General features: G+C 72.8%; 14 protein-coding genes. 9 read left to right on the top strand and 5 right to left on the bottom strand.

Annotated elements, in window-relative coordinates:
* Nucleotides 1–48: 48 nt before the first annotated feature.
* On the bottom strand, nucleotides 49–243 hold the full coding sequence (locus ACQPWW_RS29840; RefSeq protein ID WP_433134664.1) for a DUF1737 domain-containing protein: 195 nt from the start codon (nucleotides 241–243) through the stop codon (nucleotides 49–51).
* Nucleotides 233–2,377, bottom strand: a complete 2,145-nt coding sequence (locus ACQPWW_RS29835) for a prolyl oligopeptidase family serine peptidase (RefSeq protein ID WP_433127116.1) — start codon at nucleotides 2,375–2,377, stop codon at nucleotides 233–235. Before ACQPWW_RS29835 ends, ACQPWW_RS29840 begins: the two co-directional genes overlap by 11 nt.
* Before the next feature lie 86 nt (nucleotides 2,378–2,463).
* On the opposite strand from ACQPWW_RS29835, the gene mshB reads away from it, so the two are divergent.
* The 3 genes from mshB to ACQPWW_RS29820 all read left to right on the top strand — a co-directional run bounded on the left by mshB (nucleotide 2,464) and on the right by ACQPWW_RS29820 (nucleotide 4,381).
* Nucleotides 2,464–3,390, top strand: coding sequence for an N-acetyl-1-D-myo-inositol-2-amino-2-deoxy-alpha-D-glucopyranoside deacetylase (gene mshB / locus ACQPWW_RS29830; protein ID WP_433127113.1), 927 nt, complete (start codon nucleotides 2,464–2,466; stop codon nucleotides 3,388–3,390).
* A 14-nt stretch (nucleotides 3,391–3,404) separates the two neighbouring features.
* Nucleotides 3,405–3,854 (top strand): hypothetical protein, encoded by a 450-nt coding sequence (locus ACQPWW_RS29825; protein ID WP_433127110.1) that lies wholly within the window; start codon nucleotides 3,405–3,407, stop codon nucleotides 3,852–3,854.
* Nucleotides 3,855–3,916: 62 nt separating this feature from the next.
* The gene (locus tag ACQPWW_RS29820; protein WP_433127108.1) at nucleotides 3,917–4,381 is read left to right on the top strand and encodes a hypothetical protein; all 465 of its coding nucleotides are present in this window, start codon (nucleotides 3,917–3,919) and stop codon (nucleotides 4,379–4,381) included.
* Nucleotides 4,382–4,526: 145 nt separating this feature from the next.
* Here ACQPWW_RS29820 and ACQPWW_RS29815 read toward each other — a convergent pair whose 3' ends face one another.
* A complete protein-coding gene (locus tag ACQPWW_RS29815) occupies nucleotides 4,527–5,555 on the bottom strand; it encodes a GNAT family N-acetyltransferase (RefSeq protein WP_433127106.1) in 1,029 nt (342 codons plus the stop codon).
* 79 nt (nucleotides 5,556–5,634) lie between these two features.
* Here ACQPWW_RS29815 and fdxA point away from each other — a divergent pair, with 79 nt between their 5' ends.
* Nucleotides 5,635–5,961 carry a ferredoxin gene (gene fdxA, locus ACQPWW_RS29810; RefSeq protein WP_091422126.1) on the top strand — a complete coding sequence of 109 codons (327 nt, stop codon included), beginning with the start codon at nucleotides 5,635–5,637 and terminating at the stop codon, nucleotides 5,959–5,961.
* Nucleotides 5,958–7,067 (top strand): succinyldiaminopimelate transaminase, encoded by a 1,110-nt coding sequence (gene dapC, locus ACQPWW_RS29805; protein WP_433134662.1) that lies wholly within the window; start codon nucleotides 5,958–5,960, stop codon nucleotides 7,065–7,067. The genes fdxA and dapC overlap by 4 nt, the downstream gene beginning before the upstream one ends.
* A 47-nt stretch (nucleotides 7,068–7,114) precedes the next feature.
* Here the strand turns inward: dapC and ACQPWW_RS29800 are convergent, their stop codons facing one another.
* Nucleotides 7,115–8,956: a M48 family metallopeptidase gene (locus ACQPWW_RS29800; RefSeq protein ID WP_433127103.1), complete on the bottom strand. Its 1,842-nt coding sequence runs from the start codon at nucleotides 8,954–8,956 to the stop codon at nucleotides 7,115–7,117.
* Nucleotides 8,957–9,198: 242 nt separating this feature from the next.
* Between ACQPWW_RS29800 and ACQPWW_RS29795 the strand changes: the two genes are divergently transcribed.
* Genes ACQPWW_RS29795 through ACQPWW_RS29785 form a run of 3 tightly spaced genes read left to right on the top strand, consistent with a single transcriptional unit; the run spans nucleotide 9,199 to nucleotide 11,520 of the window.
* On the top strand, nucleotides 9,199–10,212 hold the full coding sequence (locus ACQPWW_RS29795) for a prephenate dehydrogenase (protein WP_433127102.1): 1,014 nt from the start codon (nucleotides 9,199–9,201) through the stop codon (nucleotides 10,210–10,212).
* 10 nt (nucleotides 10,213–10,222) lie between these two features.
* A complete protein-coding gene (locus ACQPWW_RS29790) occupies nucleotides 10,223–10,873 on the top strand; it encodes an SIMPL domain-containing protein (protein WP_433127100.1) in 651 nt (216 codons plus the stop codon).
* Nucleotides 10,873–11,520 carry a nucleoside/nucleotide kinase family protein gene (locus ACQPWW_RS29785; RefSeq protein WP_433127099.1) on the top strand — a complete coding sequence of 216 codons (648 nt, stop codon included), beginning with the start codon at nucleotides 10,873–10,875 and terminating at the stop codon, nucleotides 11,518–11,520. Before ACQPWW_RS29790 ends, ACQPWW_RS29785 begins: the two co-directional genes overlap by 1 nt.
* Before the next feature lie 78 nt (nucleotides 11,521–11,598).
* On the opposite strand, the gene ACQPWW_RS29780 is transcribed toward ACQPWW_RS29785, so the two are convergent.
* Nucleotides 11,599–12,135: a sugar O-acetyltransferase gene (locus ACQPWW_RS29780; RefSeq protein WP_433134660.1), complete on the bottom strand. Its 537-nt coding sequence runs from the start codon at nucleotides 12,133–12,135 to the stop codon at nucleotides 11,599–11,601.
* Nucleotides 12,136–12,298: 163 nt separating this feature from the next.
* Here ACQPWW_RS29780 and ACQPWW_RS29775 point away from each other — a divergent pair, with 163 nt between their 5' ends.
* Nucleotides 12,299–15,619, top strand: a complete 3,321-nt coding sequence (locus ACQPWW_RS29775; RefSeq protein ID WP_433127097.1) for a S8 family serine peptidase — start codon at nucleotides 12,299–12,301, stop codon at nucleotides 15,617–15,619.
* Nucleotides 15,620–15,658: the final 39 nt, after the last annotated feature.

Raw genomic sequence — 15,658 nt, 5'->3', positions numbered from 1 at the left:
GACATCAGGGTGGCCCGAACGGTACGGGTGCGGTTATCCGTACCCCGTCTACCTGGCGCTGCCCTTTGCCGCCTCGGAGCCGGCGGAGCGCGGCAGCACCAACGCCTGAGCGGCGATGACGCCTTCGCCGTTGAAGGTCAGCGCCGGTGACCCGTGCAGCTGATAGCCCTGATCGAGAAGGGCGCTGACGCGGGCGCAGAATTCGGCATCTGCCGAAGTTGTCGAATTCCGCTTACAACAGATGGGTACGGAGAAAGTCGAGTTCCAGGGGAAGCAGTCGCTCGGCGGTGCCGTTCGCGGCCATGTGGGTGGCTCCGGTCAACGGCAGGACGGCGTGCGGACGGCCGGTGCTCAGCAGGGCCGCGGAGAGCCGGAGCGTGTGCGCGGCCACCACGTTGTCGTCGGCCAGGCCGTGCACCAGAAGCAACGGGCGGGCCTGGTCGGGGCTGGTGACCGGCTCGGCGGCCAACTCGACGAGCGAGTGGTGCGCGTAGACGTCCATGCCGTCCTCGGGCAACCCCAGATAACGCTCGGTGTACGCGGTGTCGTACAGCGTCCAGTCGGTCACCGGCGCGCCCGCGATCCCGCACCGGAACAGCTCCGGGTGGCGCAGCACCGCCAACCCGGCCAGCCACCCGCCGAACGACCAGCCACGCACCCCCACCCGCCCCATGTCCAGGTCGGGGTGCTTCCCGGCGAGCGCGGTCAGGGCGTCGATCTGGTCGGTCAGTGTCACGTCGGCCATCCGCCGGTGGATCGCCTTCTCGAACGAGGGGGCCACTCCCGGCGTACCCCGGTTGTCGATGGTGACCACCGCGAACCCGGCATCTGCCCACCACTGCCGTTCCAACCAGGCCGCCCGTGCCGCCACGACCTCCTGGTGCCCCGGCCCGCCGTAGATGTCCAGCAGCACCGGCAGCCGCCGGCCCGTCACGTGGTTGTCCGGGTAGAGCACCGCCGCCGGCAGCCGCCGATCGGTCACCCGTTCCAGCAACGGCAGCGGAGAATACGGAGGGGTGGCGGCCAGCGACCGCAACTCGGCGAGCTCCTGGTCGCCGCGACGCACCGTCCACCGCACGCCGGCGTGGTCCAGTGACGCGACCCCGACGGCCAGCACGTCACCGCCCACTGCGGCGATGTGCCAACCCGAGTCGGTGGTGATCCGGCGCGCGTCCACCCCACCGCCGATGGTGGTGCGGACCCGGAACAGGTGCCGCTCGCTCGGCTCACCGTCGCTGGCCTCGACAAGCAGGTCGGCCGGGCCGGAACTGGCCGGCAGCCGACCCACGACCCGCCGCACGTACAGCGACGGTGGAGTGAGCAGGGTGCCGTCCGCGAACAGGCACCGCGCGTCGTACCCGTCGTGTGCCAACTCGCCGCCGACGAGCACCCGGCCGTCCGGCAGGTGCGCCGGGGTGCCGGTGATCGGCTCGACCCAGCGTGGATCGGCAAGCTCCGCGTGCACCTGGGTCTCACCCGTCCGGGGGTCCACCGCGAGCACCAGCCCGTGCTGCTGCGAGCGGCGCAACACGGTGATCAGTGGGCTGCCCTCGACCCAGCTGACCGCTGTCAGGTACGGGTAGGTCTCCCGGTCCCAGTGCACGTCGACCCAGCCGTCGTCGAGGTCCAGCAGGTGCAGGCTGACCTCCGCGTTCGGCCCGCCGGCCCGGGGGTACGCCACGGCGGTCGGCGCGCTGGCCGGCTCGGCCGGGTCGTGCAGGTGCCAGCGGTCCAGGCGGGACTCGTCGACCCGGGCGGCGAGCACCGAGCGGCCGTCCGGCGCCCACCAGTAGCCCCGGAACCGGCCGAACTCCTCCGCCGCGATGTGCTCGGCCAACCCCCAGCTCACCCCGGCGTCCTCGCCGGCCAGCAGGGTGTCCGTGCCGTCCGCCTCGATCACCCGCAGCTCGCCCCGGCGCACACCCTCGCCCGCGTCGGTCACGTACGCCAACCGCTGCCCGGTCGGGTCCGGACGGGGGTCCAGCACCGGGCCGACGGTGGCCACCTCCACCACGTCGCCGTGCACCAGATCCGCCCGGAACAACCGCCCGGCCAGCGCGAACACCGCGATCCGACCGGCGGCGTCCAGCGCGTACGAGCCGATGCCGGCGGCGCTGAGCCGCAACCGCTCACGCAGCGCGCGTTCGCCGGGGGAGAGGGACCGCACGTCTCCGCCCTCGCCCAGCAGGGTCGTCGGGTCGGCGACCAGGCGCTCCTCGGCGGTGGCCACGTCCAGCAGCCAGAGCGCGTCCGCCGGATCTTCCGGGCCGGCCGAGCGCAGGAAGATCACCCGGGAGCCGTCGTCGGCCACGGAGACAGCGCGCGGCGCGCCGTGGCTGAACCGGCGGGTGCGGGCGGCCAGCTCCGGAAAGTCCACAGACCAAATCGTAGAGCGGTACCGGAGGTGATGTGGCCGACCTGGGCGGACGCGTCAGCGCCGGTGGGACCTGACCGCCGGTTAGAGTGACCGTCGTGACGATGCTGCCCGACCGCCGCCTGCTGCTGGTCCACGCGCACCCCGACGACGAGTCGATCGGCACCGGCTCGACGATGGCCCACTACGCCGCCAACGGAGCCCACGTCACGCTGGTGACCTGCACCCTCGGTGAGGAGGGCGAGATCCACGTGCCAGCGTTGGCGCAGCTCGCCGCCGCCGAGGCCGACCAGCTCGGCGGGTACCGGATCGCCGAGCTGGCCGCCGCGTGCGCCGCGCTCGGCGTCAGCGACCACCGCTTCCTGGGTGGGGCCGGCCGCTACCGCGACTCGGGGATGATGGGGCTCGCCACAAACGAACACCCCCGCGCCTTCTGGCAGGCCGACCTCGACGAGGCCGCCGGGCACCTGGTGGAGATCCTGCGGGAGGTACGCCCGCAGGTGCTCGTCACGTACGACCCGAACGGCTTCTACGGCCACCCCGACCACATCCAGGCGCACCGGGTCGCGATGCGCGCTGTCGAGCTGGCCGCCGCCGAGGGCTGCGCCCCGTTGAAGGTCTACTGGACCGCCATGCCGCTCAGCGTCCTGGAAGCTGGCATGACGCACTTCGCCGAGTCCTCCGACAACCCGTTCGGCGGCATCGCCGACATCGCCGACCTGCCCTTCGGCACCCCGGACGCCCAGATCGCCGCCCGGATCGACGGCACGGACCAGCACGCGGCCAAGGAGGCCGCGATGCGCGCCCACGCTACCCAGATCCCGGCCACCTCCTGGCTGTACTCGATCGCCGGCAACTTCGGCGGCGAGTTCATGGGGGTGGAGTTCTTCACCCTCGCGGTCGGCGAGAAGGGTCCGGGTTCCGGGCCGTACGGCTGGGAGGACGACCTCTTCGCCGGGCTCTCCGAGGAGACCGCCTCGGACCGGTCTCCGGTCGCGGCGGCGGGTCTTCGGTGACCCTGCCCGCGCCGATGACGGTTCTGGACGAGCAGGATGCCCCGCCCCCGGCGGGGCCGCCGCCGCGACTGCTCGACCTGGGCCTGCGGCTGGCCGGCGCGATCGTCGTGGTGGTCGCCGGTGTGCTGAGCGGGGTGCTGGAGTTGTTGCTCGCCACGGTCCGCGTCGGCGGGCAGTTGATCGGTGTGTCGGCACTCCTCGCGATCGGTGCCAACATCGCGCTGAGCTGGTTCGCGTACGAGGCGGTCGGCCGCAGGTGGGCGGTGGCGCTGCCGGCGGTGCCGTGGTTCGCGCTGATGGCGGTGGCCGCCATCCGCACCAACGAGGGTGACCTGTTGCTGGCCGGCGACAACTGGGTCGGCCTGGCCATGATCGTGGCCGGCGCGATGACCTTCGCGGTGATGGGCTTCCGGCAGATCCTCGCTCCGCCGACCACTCTCGGGCTGATGACGCCACCCAGGTAGGGATGGTAGATATTCCAGCCAGGGATGGAGCCCGCGACGGGCGTACGGCAGGAGGTCCGGCGATGGACAGACGGTGGCGTGACATCGGGGTGCTGGTGGCAGCACTGTTCGCGGTCAACGTGGTCGCCCGGCTGATCATCCGGTTCGGCTTCGAGGATGACGACACGGCCGCCGACCGGGTGTCGTTGGCGATGTTCGCGGTGATCGGGCTGATCCTGGCCGTTGTCGCCTTCCGCTGGGGTCGTCGCCGGCCGTTGGCGGACTGGGCGGCCGACATGGCCCTCGTGGTGCCGGCGGCGATGGTGCTGACCGTGTTGGTCGGGCCGCTGCTGATCGGCCACAACCCGTTCGCCGGCGGCGCGCCGACGTTCTTCGCCCAGCTCTGGCTGTACCTGCTCGCCTCCGGCGCCGGGATACTGATCGGCTACCTGGTGCTCACCGCGCTGGGGCGTGACTACCGCTCGTGGCAGCTCAAGCGGTACGCCGAGGTCAAGGCCGCCAAACCGCGCCGCGTCGTCCGCCGCTGACCCGGCGTCGGGGGTACGCCGGGGGTCGTGCCCTGATCGACTCGGGTTCCGTGATGCGGCGGTGTCCGGGGCGCGCGGATGCCGCGCTTTCGGGAAAGGCGAGTGGATCAGTGCCGGTGCGCGTCACGGCAGTCGACCCGCCGGGTCAGTGCGGGGCGACCCGGGTCAGGTAGGTGTGGTGCGTGGCGAAGCCGAGTCGCTGGTAGAGCGCGACAGCCGCCGTGTTGTGCTGCTCGACCTGGAGGAACGCGTGTGTCGCGCCGACGGACACGCCCCAGCCGGCCAGCTCGTGGATCACCCGGCCGGCCAGCCCCTGGCGGCGGGCCACCGGCACCACCTCGATCAGGCTGAGGCCGAGCCAGCGCCCCTGGCCGGTCACCGTGCCCCGGCCGACCGCCACCAGCGTGCCGTCGACGTACACGTGCGCGAAGCGAACCTGGCCCACGGCGGTGAGCACGTGCCGGGCGGCGTCCGGCAGGCCCCCCTTGCGGCCGGCGGCGACCGCGAGCCAGTCCGCGCTCGGCGCGGTGGCCAGCTCAACGACCGCGCCGCGCCACCGACCGCTCGCTTCGACGGCGATGCCGGGCTGGTCGCCGGCAGTGCCGGAGGGTGCGGTTGTCGGTGGGGGACCGCTGATCGGTAACGGTCGCAGCGGGAGCGGCGCGGTCTGCACCAGGACCGGCGGGCGGGCGGCCCAACCGCGGGCGTCCAACTCGGCGCCGACCGGCGCGGCGAGTGGCAGCGGCGTGTTGATGATCGGTGGCTGGCCCTGGTCGGCGTACCAGCGTTCGACAGCGTCCACGGCGGCGGGCAGCGGTCGGTCGGGGTCGCCGATCGGCAGCGCCGAGTTGGCCCGTCCGCTCCAACCGTCCGCCGAGCGGAGCAGCCAGTCGCCGAGCTGCCCCCGCGTCGGTGCCGGCCAGGCCTCGTCGGCGGCCCGCTCCAGCGCCACGACCGCCGCGGCGGTTGGTCGACGGGTGGGTGGCACCCGCTTGGCGCGGTGGACCTGCGTCACCGGTACGCGCAGCTGACCCTGCGCGGTGGAGAGCGTGAGATGAGTCTCGCTCAGCTCGACCAGCTCGCCGAGAGCGTCGGAAAAGAGCGGGCGGCCCTCGCGAATCCCCACAATCCGGCGAACTACGATTCGGTGTCCCACATCCTGCTGTCGGAGCACGATCGACCCCCTCCCCGGCGAGATACTAGGCTCTTACCGTCGCGGGTGATCGCGGCGTGTCTTGCGGAGGAGAAGACCGGTGACCTACATCATCGCCGAGCCGTGCGTGGATGTGCTCGACAAGGCATGCATCGAGGAGTGCCCGGTCGACTGCATTTACGAGGGCAATCGGATGCTCTACATCCACCCCGACGAGTGCGTCGACTGTGGTGCCTGTGAGCCTGTCTGCCCGGTGGAGGCGATCTTCTACGAGGACGACGTCCCGGAGCAGTGGAAGGACTACACCGGCGCCAACTACGAGTTCTTCGAGGAGCTGGGCTCGCCCGGTGGCGCCTCGAAGATCGGCAAGGTGGAGAAGGACGCCACCTTCGTCGCCGCGCAGCCGCCGCGCGGCGAGGGCCACTGAACCGGCCCGCGCCGGTCTCGTCGCGGCTGCCCGAGTTCACCTGGGACACCCTGGACGCCGCGGCCACCCTGGCCGCGGCGCATCCGGATGGCCTGATCAACCTCTCCATGGGCACGCCGGTCGACCCGGTGCCCGAGGTGATCCGCCGGGCGTTGGCTGACGCGTCCGATGCTCCCGGTTACCCGCTGACCGCCGGCACGCCGGCGTTGCGGGCCGCGATCGCGGCGTGGGTGTCCCGGGCCTGTGGCGCCGGGGTCGATGGTCTCGGTGTGCTGCCGACCATCGGCTCGAAGGAGCTGGTCGCCTGGCTGCCGACCCTGCTGGGCATCGGCCCGGGTGACGTGGTGGTGGTGCCGTCGATCGCGTACCCCACCTACGAGGACGGCGCCCGGTTGGCCGGCGCGACGGTCGTCCGCACCGACTCGCTCACCTCGGTCGGGCCGACCTCGCGGGTCCGCCTGGTCTGGGTCAACTCGCCCGGCAACCCGACCGGTCGGGTGCTGCCCCCGGCGCACCTGCGCAAGGTGGTCGACTGGGCCCGGGAACGCGGCGCGGTGGTCGCCAGCGACGAGTGCTACCTGCCGCTCGGCTGGTCGGCGGAGCCGGTCTCGGTGCTGTCGCCGCAGGTCAGCGGCGGGAGCTATGCGGGCATTCTCGCCGTGCACTCGCTGTCCAAGCGATCCAATCTCGCCGGCTACCGGGCCGGTTTCGTCGCCGGTGACCCGGCGCTCGTCGCCGAGCTGCTGAAGGTGCGCAAGCACGCGGGCATGATCGTGCCCGCGCCCGTGCAGGCGGCAATGGTGGCGGCACTGGAGGACGAAGGACACGCCGAGGCGCAGCGGGAGCGCTACCGCGCCCGGCGGGAGGTGCTGGCCGCCGCGTTCACCGGTGCCGGGTTCACCGTCGAGCACTCCGAGGCGGGCCTCTACCTCTGGCTGACCCGCGGTGAAGACTGCTGGCAGACAGTCGACTGGCTGGCGCGGCGCGGCATCCTGGTCGCTGCCGGCGTCTTCTACGGTCCCGGCGGCCAGCAGCACGTGCGGGCGGCGCTCACCGAGTCCGACGAGCACATCGCCGGCGTCGCGGCCCGCCTCGCCCAGGCCTGAGCGCACCCTCGGGCGGTCGAGCCGGTGGCCCGACCGCCCGAAGGGTGTCAGTCGCTGATCTGCCGGAACACCCGCAGCAGCGTGTTCCGGCTCTGCTTCTCCAGCAGTTCGCTTGCCATCAGCTCCTGCATGGCCATGACCCGGCCGCCGTGCAGTGTCACCTCCGCCTTCAGCGGCACCTCCCGCTTGACGTCCACGGAGACGATCTCCTCGTAGGGCAGGAACGTGTGCCCGGCCGTCAGCTCCGCCATCGACACCGATTCGACAAGCGCGCGCAGCCGCTTCTCGCCCTGGCTGGCCTTACCCGGGTCGACGATCAGGACCAGCCCACGGTCGAGGATGAGCACGTCGTGCTCCGTACCGTCGATCTTGATGTTGGCCAGCCCGCCGATCAGGTCGGCGTTCTGCCCGGAGACCCGCTCCTGCACGACAGTCGCGCCGGAGGGGTCGATGCCCAGCTCGGTCAGGCGGGCCAGCGCCACGTCCAGGGTCTGTGGCGCGACGGCCAACTTGGCGATCTCGGCAAGATCCCACGGCTGCCCCTCCGGGCCGACGAGCTGCGCCGGACCGGACCAGGAGAGCTGCCAGTGGGCCTGACCGGAGCGGACGGCCGCGTTGTCGAGCAGGGTCTCCATCGGCCCGGCGAACAGGGCGGCGGCCTCCTTGCGGGTGGCGTCGCCGAAGAACTGCTCGGCGAACTCGCCAAGCCGGCCGGACCGCACCAGGTCCAGCACTGTGGTCAGGCCGGGCTGGGAGACGCCGGTGAACCGCCCGGCCGCCCGGTAGATGCCGTCCGCCCGCTGTTGCACACCGGCCGCGACCGACGCGGCGGTGAACTGCGCCCAGGGCAGCACCGTGCGGTGGCCGTGGTGGACCACGATCGTCTGCAACTGCCGTCCGGCGGCGTCGATGTCGGCGAGCAGCAGCGCGGCAGGACGTTCGTCCGGTGCGACGGCTCCGGCCGGCAGGGCCGCCATCGCGGCGACCCGGACGCCGATCGGTGGGTGGGTGTCCCACGGCGAGGGGTCCCGTTCGGGGGCGTTCTCCCGCAGCGCGGCGAGCTCGTCCCGTCGTCCGTGCAGCAGTTTGCCGAAGCCGCCGAAGAGGTCGTCCGGCGCCAGCTCGGCAGACCAGCCCGGTTCGACGTACCGACGCATGAAGAAGCCCCACGCCGCGCCGAGCGCCGGCAGGGTGCGCAGCGCGGAGGCCGCGGCGTCGTGCCCGGCCAGCAGCACCGAGGAGCGGTCGGCCTCCAACTCCTGCCGCCGTGACGCGGCGTTGTCGACAATCAGGTAGAGCTTCGAGTAGCCCTTGAAGACCCAGCCGATCGGGTTACGCGAGCTGATCCGGTCCAGCGTCTCCGCGATGGCCAGCCGACCCCGGTACGCCACCCCGCCGAGGCGGGTGTGCTTGCCGGAGTAGTGGCCCAGCTCGTGCGCGAGGACCGAGCGCAGCTGGTCGATCCGCATCGCCTGGAGCAGCGGCAGTCCGACGTACAGGGTGCGCCGTCCACCGACCAGGCCGAGCAGTTGGCTCTGCTCGGCGACCGCCGCGTTCACCTCGGGCACCAGCCGGATCTCGTCCGGGGCGCGGGTGCCGACCGCGCCGGCCAGCTCGCGCACGGTGGCCCACAGGCCCGGCGCCTCGTGCTCGGTGAGGATCAGGCCGGGTTCCGGCTCGTTCTTCGTACGGATCGCGCGCCACAGCCCGACGGCCACCGCGCCCAGCGCGATGACCAGGGGCAGCAGCAGCTTCCCGGTGACGATCCCGTTTGTGTGATCGAACAGCCAGACCCCGAGCGCGACGACGGCGGCGAGCTGGAGGAGCGCGACGACGTAGAAGCCGATCAACATGACCACCGAGGCGAGCGCCCGGTATGTCGCGGACATTCAGTTTCCTTCCCGCTGGAGCCCGCGTCGGAGTGGCGGGCGGCGGAGCGGACCGTACGACGATGATCTGAAGCGGACAACCCCCTTCCGGGCGATCCCGCCACGATTTTCGATCTTGCGCGACGGCGCGATGGTCGCCGAGGACTGACCGGCGTCCGGAGCGGTCCCGGACGATATCCTCGGCCCGACCTGGTCGGGGCCGTGTCGGCCCCGCACCCCAGCAGGATCGTCGAGGTGTGCGGATGGTGGACAGGCCCGGTGTGCGGGCGGCGGTGGTCGGCACCGGTCTGATCGGTGGTTCGGTGTTGCTCCGACTGCACGCCGCAGGCATCGACGTGACCGGGTGGGATCCGGACGAGAGCACCCGGCGGGAGGCCCGCCGGGTGGGCGTACCCGCTCCGGACCGGCTGGTCGAGGCGGTGGCCGACCGGGACGTGGTCTTCCTCTGCGGGCCGCTGCCCACCCTGCCGGCGACGCTTGTCGAGGTGGCCGCGATGACCGGTGAGCGTTGTGTGCTGACCGACGTGGGGAGCACCAAGGAGGAGGTGGCGGCGTTCGCCGCCGCGCACGGGCTGACGCACCGGTTCGTGCCCGGCCACCCGATGGCCGGCACCGACCGGGCGGGCCTGGCGGCGGCGGGGCCGGAGCTGCTCGCCGGCGCCGCCTGGGTGCTCTGTCCCGCGGCGGGGCCGGCCACCGCCGCGTTCCGCTGGCTGGCCGAGCTGCTTGTGGACCTCTTCGGGGCCCGGGTGGTGCCGATGTCCGCGGCGGAGCACGACTCGGCCGCCGCGCTCGCCTCACACGTGCCGCACCTGCTGGCCGGCGCGCTGGCCGGTGCGGTGCAGCGCGCGCCGCTGCGCGAGGCGATACTCGCGCTCGCCGCCGGCAGCTTCTCCGACGGCACCCGGGTCGCCGGCACCCCCGCCGGTCGGACCGCGAACATGCTGCTCGGCAACCGCGACCGGGTGCTGCGCGAGCTGGCCGAGGTCACCGCCTTCCTGGACGACCTGACCGCCGCGCTGCGTTCGAGCGACGCGCCGGCGCTCACGGCACGCTACGACGAGGCACGGGCCGCCCGCGCGGCGCTGCGCGAACGTCGGTTCGACCCGGACGAGCGGCGGTTCCCGATCGGCGGTGACCACACCGCGGAGGTGTCCTGGCTGCGTGAGCTGGGGGTGGCCGGCGGTCACCTGACGGGCCTCCACGTCGGCGTCGACAACGTCTCGTACGCGGCGCGGCGGCCCGCGGCTGACTAGGCTGAGGGGCATGGCGGCGGACAGTCCGGTGGTGCAGGTGCGCGGCGAGGCGTACCGGGAGGTGCCGCCCGAGCTGGCCCGGTTCGCTGTCACCGCGACAGCGCGGGACCGGGATCGGGAGACCACCCTGACCCGGCTGGCCGAGCGTGCCGCTGCCATCCGGGTGCTGCTGGACGGCTCCGGGCCGGCGGTGGCGCGCCGGGAGACCGGCGATCTGCGGGTGCGACCGGAGACCCGTCGCTCGGGCGAGCGGGTGGTCGCCTGGCACGGCAGCGTGACCACCACCGTCACCGTCACCGACTTCACCGCCCTCGGCGAGTTGATGCTCCGGTTGGCCGACCAGGATCAGGTCGAGGTGGCCGGGCCCTGGTGGGAGCTTCGCCCCGACAGCCCCGCGCACCGCGAGGCCCGCCACGCCGCGATTCGCGACGCGCTGGTCCGGGCCCGGGAGTACGCCGAGGCGCTGGGCGCCCAGGTCACCTCGTTGCTGGAGTTGGCCGACGCCGGGCCGGCGGACCGACCGATGTTCGCCCGCGCGGCGTTCGCCGGGAGTGGCGGCGCGGGTGGTGGCCCGCCGGAGCTTGAGCTGGACCCGCAGCCGCAGTCCGTCCAGGCGGCCGTGCAGGCGCGGTTCACGATCAGCGCGCCGGTCCTCGACTGATGCCACCGGCTCAGGTGTTGTCGGTCGACGAGTTGGTGCAGCGTGCGCTGGCGCTGGCCGAGGCCGGCCCGCGACAACTGTTGGGCATCGCCGGCGCGCCGGGCGCGGGAAAGTCCACGCTGGCCGAGCAGGTAGTGGCCGCCGTCGGGTCGGCCGCCAGGCTGGTGCCGATGGACGGCTTCCACCTGGCGCAGTCCCAGCTGGTCCGGTTGGGCCGCGCGGACCGTAAGGGCGCGTCGGACACGTTCGACGCCAACGGGTTCGTCTCGTTGCTGCGCCGGCTGCGTCGGCTGGAGCCCACCTCGGTGTACGCGCCGGAGTTCCGCCGGGAGTTGGAGGAGCCGGTGGCCGGGGCGATCGAGGTGCCGCCGTCGGTCCGGCTGGTGGTGACCGAGGGCAACTACCTGCTGCTGCCGGAATTCCCGTGGCAGGAGGTGCGCGCGCTGCTGCACGAGACATGGTTCCTCGACCTGGACGCCGACCTGCGCCAGCGTCGGTTGACCGCGCGACACGAGGCGTTCGGGCGGTCGCCGGAGCAGGCCCGCGAGTGGGCGCTGGGCAGTGACGAGGCAAACGCGGCAGTTGTCACTCCGACCGCCGACCGAGCCGACCTGGTGATCCGCCTGCCCGAGCCGCCGGCGGCCTGACCGGCCGGGGCGGGGCCGGCGTGGTCCGTCTGCCCGAGTCGCCGGGGATCTGACCGGCCGGGCCGAGGCTGGGTGTGGTCAGTCCAGGTCGCGGACGGGTCGGGCGGGGTTGCCGACGGCGACCACGTTTGCGGGCAAATCGCGGGTCACCACCGCGCCCGCGCCGACGACGGTGTTCGCGCCGATCGACACTCCGGCCAGCACGATCGCGCCGCCGCCGAGCCAGACGTTGTCGCCGATGGTGATCGGCTTGGCGGCCTCCCACTTGTCGCGGCGCGGACCGGGCTCCACCGGGTGGGTCGGCGTGAGCAGTTGCACGTTCGGTCCGATCTGGACGTCCGCGCCGACGGTGATCGGCGCGACGTCGAGGAAGACCGCGTGGTAGTTGACGAAGCTGCGCGGGCCGAGCCGGATCTGCCAGCCGTAGTCGCAGTAAAACGGTGGGCGGACCCAGGCGTCCTCGCCCACGTCGCCGAGCAGCTCGCGCAGCGCCTCCAGCCGCGCCTGCGGATCCGCCGCGGCACTGGTGTTGAAGCGTTCCATCAGCCCGGCCGCCCGGTCCAGGTCAGCGATGAGTTCGGGGTCGTCGGCGAGGTAGGGCTCGCCGGCGAGCATCCGGTCCTTCATGGAGGTCACCCGGTCGATGATGCCCGCCAACCCCGTCACGGGTTGGCAGGTTCGTCATATTTTCGACCCCTTATTTGCATACCGGGTATGCAACACTGACTGTGGTCTATGCACGTCTCATCCCTAACAACGCTCCACCGAGGAGGATCCGTTGCATCGACGCAGCAGAACGGCCACCGCCGTCACCGCCGTCGCCGCCCTCGTACTTGGCGCTCCGACGATCGCCGTGGCCGGCCCACCGACCACCGCCCCCGACGTCGCCCCGCGAGCCGCGACCGGCGCCGCCACCGCGAAGACGGTCACCCTGCTCACCGGCGACCGGGTCACCGTCACCGCGTCCGGGACCGCCACCGTCCGTCCCGGGCCCGACCGCGCTCGGCTGCGCTTCCTCACCACCCGCGACCGCGGTCAGCTGACCGTGCTGCCGGAGGACGCCCTGCCGCTGGTCCGCGCCGGCCGGGTCGACCGGCGGCTGTTCGACGTGACCGGGCTGATCGCCGCCGGTTACGACGACGCCCGCCGGGACAGCCTGCCGGTGCTTGTCACAGGTGACGTGGGCGCGCGACGGCGCGTCGCCGCGACGCCCGCCGGACTGACAGTCACCACCGAGCTGCCGGCCATCGGCGGCGTGGCCGCGACGGCGGACAAGGATCGGGTCACGGAGGTCTGGGCAGCGCTCGCCGGCACCGGCGCCCGGGTCGGCACGGCGGGGGTTGCCGACCGGATCTGGCTGGACGGCCGCCGACACGTCACCCTCGACCACAGCGTGCCGCAGATCGGCGCGCCGGCCGCGCACCAGGCGGGGTTCACCGGCCAGGGTGTCCGGGTGGCGGTGCTGGACACCGGCATCGACGCCGACCACCCCGACCTGACCGGGCGGGTCGCCGAGTCGCACAACTTCACCGAAGCCACCGACGCCGGTGACACCGTCGGCCACGGCACCCACGTCGCCTCGATCATCGCGGGCAGCGGTGCGGCCTCCGGCGGAAAGTACCGGGGGGTCGCGCCGGACGCGACGCTGCTCAACGGCAAGGTCTGTGAGGAACAGGGCTGCCCGGACTCCGCGATCCTGGCCGGCATGCAGTGGGCGGCCGTCGACAAGCACGCCGATGTGATCAACATGAGTCTGGGCGGTGGCGACACTCCCGACGTCGACCCGCTGGAGGCAGCGGTCGAGTCGTTGACCGCGCAGACCGGCGCGCTCTTCGTGATCTCGTCCGGCAACGACGGAAGCGACGGCTCGGTCAGTTCGCCGAGTACCGCGGAATCCGCGCTGTCGGTCGGCGCGGTGGACCGCGACGACGCCCTTGCCGACTTCTCCAGCCGCGGCCCCCGGGTCGGCGACGGTGGGCTGAAGCCGGATCTCACCGCCCCGGGGGTGGAGATCGTGGCGGCCCGTGGTGAGGGCACGCTGCTCGGCGACCCGGTGGGGGAGAAGTACGTGGCGCTCACCGGCACCTCGATGGCCGCGCCGCACGTCACCGGCGCGGTGGCGCTGCTCGCCCAGCAGCACACCGGCTGGGCGGGGGCACAGCTCAAGGCCACCCTGATGGCCTCGGCGAAGCCACACCCCGAGCAGACCGCGTTCCAGCAGGGCGCCGGCCGGGTCGACGTGGCCAGGGCGATCACCCAGCGGGTCGTCAGCGACCCGGTCAGCGTCGCCTTCGGACAACCGGCCTGGCCGCACGACGACGACACCCCGATCACCCGCACTGTCGACTGGCGTAACGACGGCCCGGACCCGATCACCCTGGACCTGAGCCTCGACGTGACCGGACCCGACGGTCAGCCGGCACCGGCCGGCATGTTCACCCTCGCGGCCAGCCAGGTCACAGTGCCCGCCGGCGGCACCGCCGGCACCACGGCCACCGTGGACACCCGCCTCGGCGCGGACGGCTACTGGACCGGACGGATCGTGGCCCGCTCCGGCACGACCGTGGCGGTCACCCCGGTCGCGGTTCACCGGGAGGTGGAGAGCTACCAGCTCACCGTCCGGCACCACGACGCCACCGGCGCGGCCCCAGAGGGATACTTCACCTCGCTGGTGCGGCTGGACAACCTGCAGAGCTACGACCTGTACGACCCGGACGGCACCGTCGACATCCGGGTGCCCAAGGGCCGGTACGGACTGGTCAGCGCCATCTTCACCGGGGACGTCGACGTCGCCTCACTGGCACGGCCCGAGCTGGTGATCGGCGCCGACACCGCTGTCACCCTGGACGCCCGGAAGACCCGGCCGGTGCGCAGCGCCGTTCCCGACCGCTCGGCCAAACCGGCACTTGTGGACATCGGGGCGACCTTCCTGGCCCCCGACGGCGCGGCCGCCGGCTTCGGGGTCCTCAGCTTCGACTTCACCGGGCTGGCCATCGGGCAGGTCGGCCGGGCGGTCTCCGGCAAACAGTTCGTCGGCAACGTCAACAGCCAGTGGGCGGACCTGGAGGCGGCCCACAGCCCCTACCTGTACGCGCTGGGCGAGAGCTTCCCCGGCCGGCTGCCGAACGGCTTCGACAAGACCTACCGCAGCTCGGAGCTGGCCACCGTCACGCAGCACTTCAAGGGCGGCTACTCGGGCCTGAGGGGGGAACGGGTGGTCTATCCGCACCTCGACCCGGACCTCGGCGGTTGGGCGGCCGGAGTGCCCACCATCGTGCCCGGCCAGCGGGTCGAGCACTACAACACCCGCGGCGTGCGTTGGTCCTCGGAGCTGACGTTCTGGGCGCCCGTCGAGGAATGGTGGACCGAATTCAGGGCGGGGCTGACCGCCGAGCCGCGGGCGTACCGGGCCGGCCGACACACCCGGGAGAGCTGGGGCAGCGCACCCTACGGCCCGTCCTTCCCGACGTCGCGCTGGCCCGGTCAGGGCGTCACCCGACTCGGTGACCACATCCAGGTGGACGTGCCGCTGCACAGCGACGCCGAGGGGCACCCCGGGGGTTCGGCCGTCGACACCGCCCGGACCGCCCTCTACCGCAACGGGGTCCTTGTCGGCGAGTCGTCGGACACCGGTTTCGGAGAGTTCGCGGTGCCGCCCGGTGCCGCGGCCTACCGGCTGGAGGTGTCGGCGAAGCGCGGCTTCACCGATCTCGGCACCGAGGTCAGCACGGCGTGGACGTTCCGGTCCCGGCACGTCGCCGGTGACGACTACCGGCGGCTGCCGGTGTCGGCCATCCGGTTCACGCCACCGTTGGACGCCGACAACGCGGCTCGGGCCGGCCGGAGCCTGGTCATCCCGGTGCAGGTGAAGAGGCAACCCGGCGTCGCCGGGTCGCGGCTGACCAAGCTGACAGTGGACGTCTCCTACGACGGGGGCAGGACCTGGCAGCCCGCCCGGGTCCGGCACGGCGGCCACGGCTGGACGGCCACCGTGAAACACCCCGCCGGGGCTGGTCACGCGTCCCTGCGGGCCACCGCCCAGGACGCCGCCGGCAGCACGGTCACCGAGCGGATCATCCAGGCGTACCGGTTGCGCTGAGGCGTACCCCGTCGGGTCCGCGGCCGAGTGCCGCGGACC

The organism is Micromonospora sp. CA-240977 (assembly GCF_050942285.1).
GTDB lineage: Bacteria > Actinomycetota > Actinomycetes > Mycobacteriales > Micromonosporaceae > Micromonospora.
Note: the sequence above shows the minus strand (reverse complement) of the source record. Positions and strands in the feature narration are given on the sequence as shown.